Source organism: Streptomyces sp. ICN903, assembly GCF_022015835.1.
Lineage (GTDB): Bacteria > Actinomycetota > Actinomycetes > Streptomycetales > Streptomycetaceae > Streptomyces > Streptomyces fenghuangensis.
On the sequence record NZ_JAKMAY010000467.1, the window covers coordinates 1 to 3,028 of the forward strand.

4 protein-coding genes are annotated in these 3,028 nt (G+C 70.9%); 1 reads left to right on the forward strand and 3 read right to left on the reverse strand.

The window, feature by feature from the left end; translation table 11 throughout:
- Positions 1-465, reverse strand: a 465-nt coding sequence (locus L7D48_RS27770; RefSeq protein WP_237883694.1) for a MarR family winged helix-turn-helix transcriptional regulator, incomplete at its 3' end; no start/stop codon positions are given.
- A 215-nt stretch (positions 466-680) separates the two neighbouring features.
- Here L7D48_RS27770 and L7D48_RS27775 point away from each other — a divergent pair.
- Entirely contained in the window at positions 681-887 is a 207-nt protein-coding gene (locus tag L7D48_RS27775; RefSeq protein WP_237883696.1) for a hypothetical protein, read from the forward strand.
- A 130-nt stretch (positions 888-1,017) separates the two neighbouring features.
- Here the strand turns inward: L7D48_RS27775 and L7D48_RS27780 are convergent, their stop codons facing one another.
- Together L7D48_RS27780 and L7D48_RS27785 are read right to left on the reverse strand one after the other, a co-directional pair.
- Positions 1,018-1,869, reverse strand: a complete 852-nt coding sequence (locus L7D48_RS27780; RefSeq protein WP_093657309.1) for an RNA polymerase sigma factor SigF — start codon at positions 1,867-1,869, stop codon at positions 1,018-1,020.
- A gap of 202 nt (positions 1,870-2,071) precedes the next feature.
- Positions 2,072-2,977 carry an RNA polymerase sigma factor SigF gene (locus L7D48_RS27785; RefSeq protein ID WP_374494044.1) on the reverse strand — a complete coding sequence of 302 codons (906 nt, stop codon included), beginning with the start codon at positions 2,975-2,977 and terminating at the stop codon, positions 2,072-2,074.
- Between the last annotated feature and the right edge of the window lie 51 nt (positions 2,978-3,028).

The following is a 3,028-nucleotide window of genomic DNA, read 5'->3' on the forward strand; positions in this document are numbered from 1 at the left end:
GGGGCGGGCGCCGCGGGGGGCGGTACGGCAGCCGCAGCCGCAGTCGCCGAAGCTCGCCCGCAGTCTCGCCAGCAGCTCGGTGAGACGGGCCACGTCCTCCTCCGGCCAGCCGCCGAGGAGGTGCGCGAGCGTCTCGCTGGTACGGCGGTGCATCTCGGCCAGCATCTTCTCGCCGCTCCCGGTCAGCCTCAGCAGCCGGACGCGGCCGTCGAGGGGGTCGGGCCGGCGGTCGACCCAGCCGCGCTCGACGGCGTACGCGACATGGCGGCTGGTGACGGACATGTCGATGGCCATCAGATCGGCGAGCCGTGTCATCCGCATCTCACCGTGCCGCCCCAGCAGGGCCAGCACGGCCGCCGGCGCGGGCGGGCAGTCGTGCGGCAGGTTGCGGGCCAGCTCGCGCCGGACGGTGCCGACGGAGCCGAGTTCCCGGGCCAGGTCCTCGTAGGGGGTGTGTGCCGTCACCCGGGTCCTTCTCCTCACGTCCGCAGGGATCGTTGCTTAATGCAAGCGTATGTTCGTTGGTTGCCCCAAGCAAATGAATTCGGGCGTGAGGGGGCAAACAGTTCCCCAAGAAAAGGTGTGTCCTACACCAAGCCCCGCGGTGGCCGCCGTGCGGGCGGGTCGGGGACGTGACCGGGGGTGACCGGCGACCGGCCTGTTCGCTAGGGTCCGGAGGCATGGCTCACAACCCTCATGCACCCCAGGGTCCGGCAGGCGGCCACGACCCGGCCGGCAGCACCCAGATGTTCCGCGCCTTCGTCGACGAGGAGGGGCCGCGTCCGCCCGCCGCGACGCAGTCCTCCGGCCCCAGGGTCGGCCTGATCGTGGGGATCGTCGCGGCCGTGGCGGTCATCGCGGCGGTCGTCTGGTTCGCCCTCTCCTGAGCGGTTCGGGGCGGGGACGGACGGCCCCGCCCGCATCCGCGCCGCTTCCGTGAACGCGGGCAGCCGCCGGGACGGTGTGACACCGTCCCGGCGGCTGCCCGCGTTCACGCGCCGTTCCTCGCGCGGGCCGTCACTCCTCCGAGATCAGGCCCTCTCTGAGCTGCGCGAGCGTACGGGTCAGCAGCCGCGAGACGTGCATCTGGGAGATGCCGACCCGCTCGCCGATCTGCGACTGCGTCATGTTGCCGAAGAAGCGCAGCATGATGATCTGCCGTTCGCGCGGCGGGAGTTTGGCGAGCAGCGGCTTGAGCGACTCGCGGTACTCCACGCCCTCCAGCGCGCTGTCCTCGTACCCCAGCCGGTCCGCGAGGGAGCCCTCGCCGCCCTCCTCCTCCGGGGCGGGGGAGTCCAGGGAGCTGGCGGTGTAGGCGTTGCCCACGGCCAGCCCGTCCACCACGTCCTCCTCGGACACCCCGAGGGCGGCGGCCAGTTCGGCCACCGTCGGGGAGCGGTCGAGTTTCTGCGACAGCTCGTCGCCGGCCTTGGTGAGCGCCAGCCGCAGCTCCTGCAGGCGCCGGGGGACGCGCACCGACCAGGAGGTGTCCCGGAAGAAGCGCTTGATCTCGCCGACGACCGTCGGCATCGCGAACGTCGGGAACTCCACGCCCCGTTCGCAGTCGAAGCGGTCGATGGCCTTGATCAGGCCGATGGTGCCGACCTGGACGATGTCCTCCATCGGCTCGTTGCGGCTGCGGAAGCGGGCCGCCGCGTACCGCACGAGCGGGAGGTTCAGCTCGATGAGGGTGTCTCGGACGTAGACGCGTTCAGGGCTGTCGGCGTCGAGCGCGGCGAGCCGCTGGAACAGGGAGCGGGAGAGGGTCCGGGTGTCGATGGCGTCGCAGTCTGAGGGAACGTACGGTGCGTCGTCGGCCTTGGTGTCGGGCTCGGCGAGCACCTTCGAGCTGCCCAGTTCTACGGACATGCCACCCCCTTGAGGTCGCGGACGGATCGCGGCGGCACCCTCGGGTGTGAGGGAGGCACCTCCCGGTCAATACCGGCGGTGCCGTCGCGGCAAACGCACTTCTCGCAGAATGTCACAAGTCAGCAACACGACGTAGCCCCTTGTCGATAAAACTGCACAGTTCGGGATGGGGATGCGTCCGTACGAGTGTCCCCCGCGGGGGTTACGCGTCGATGGAGTTTGCGGCACGGAGCCGGGCGAAGCTCCGCGACAGCAGCCGGGACACGTGCATCTGCGACACCCCCAGCTCCGCGCTGATCTGCGACTGCGTCAGGTTCCGGTAGTAGCGCAGCAGCAGGATCCGCTGCTCCCGCTCGGGGAGCTGGACGAGCAGGTGCCGCACCAGGTCGCGGTGCTCCACGCCGTCCAGGGCCGGGTCCTCGTAGCCGAGCCGGTCGATCAGTCCGGGCATGCCGTCCTCGCGCTCCTGGGCGGCCTCCAGGGACGTGGCGCGGTAGGCGCGCCCGGCCTCCAGGCAGGCCAGGACGTCCTCCTCGGCGATCCGCAGCCGCTCGGCGATCTCGGCGGTGGTGGGCGAGCGGCCGTGCAGCACGGTCAGGTCCTCCGTCGCGCCACTGACCTGGACCCACATCTCGTGCAGCCGGCGCGGCACGTGCACGGTGCGGACGTTGTCGCGGAAGTAGCGCCGGATCTCGCCGATGATCGTCGGCATCGCGAAGGTGGGAAACTGCACCCCCCGGCCGGGGTCGAAGCGGTCGATGGCGTTGATCAGGCCGATGGTGCCGACCTGGACGATGTCCTCCATCGGCTCGTTGCGGCTGCGGAAGCGGGCGGCGACGTAGCGGACGAGGGGGAGGTTGGCCTCGATGAGGGCCCCGCGCACCCGTTCGTGCTCGGAGGAGCCGGCCTCCAGCCCGGAGAGCCGCTCGAAGAGCACCTGGGTCAGGGCGCGCGTCTCCGCGCTCCGACGACTGGGGGCCGCCCCGGTCGGGGTCCGGGGAAGGGTCTGCGTGACCGCCACCGTTCGTCCAACCCCTTCACGGTTGTTCCATCCGGCAAAAGCGGTCATAGCATCACAAGGTATATGCACTGTGGGCAAGCACCGCATAACTTCGTGTTGTTGCGGTGCGCGCACGGCGGGCGGCCGTCCGGGGGGCGG

Coding starts and splice junctions, on each gene's coding strand:
- L7D48_RS27775 (WP_237883696.1), top strand. CDS start 681: ATGGCTCACAACCCTCATGCACCCCAGGGTCCGGCAGGCGGCCACGAC.
- L7D48_RS27780 (WP_093657309.1), bottom strand. CDS start 1,869: ATGTCCGTAGAACTGGGCAGCTCGAAGGTGCTCGCCGAGCCCGACACC.
- L7D48_RS27785 (WP_374494044.1), bottom strand. CDS start 2,977: ATGCGGTGCTTGCCCACAGTGCATATACCTTGTGATGCTATGACCGCT.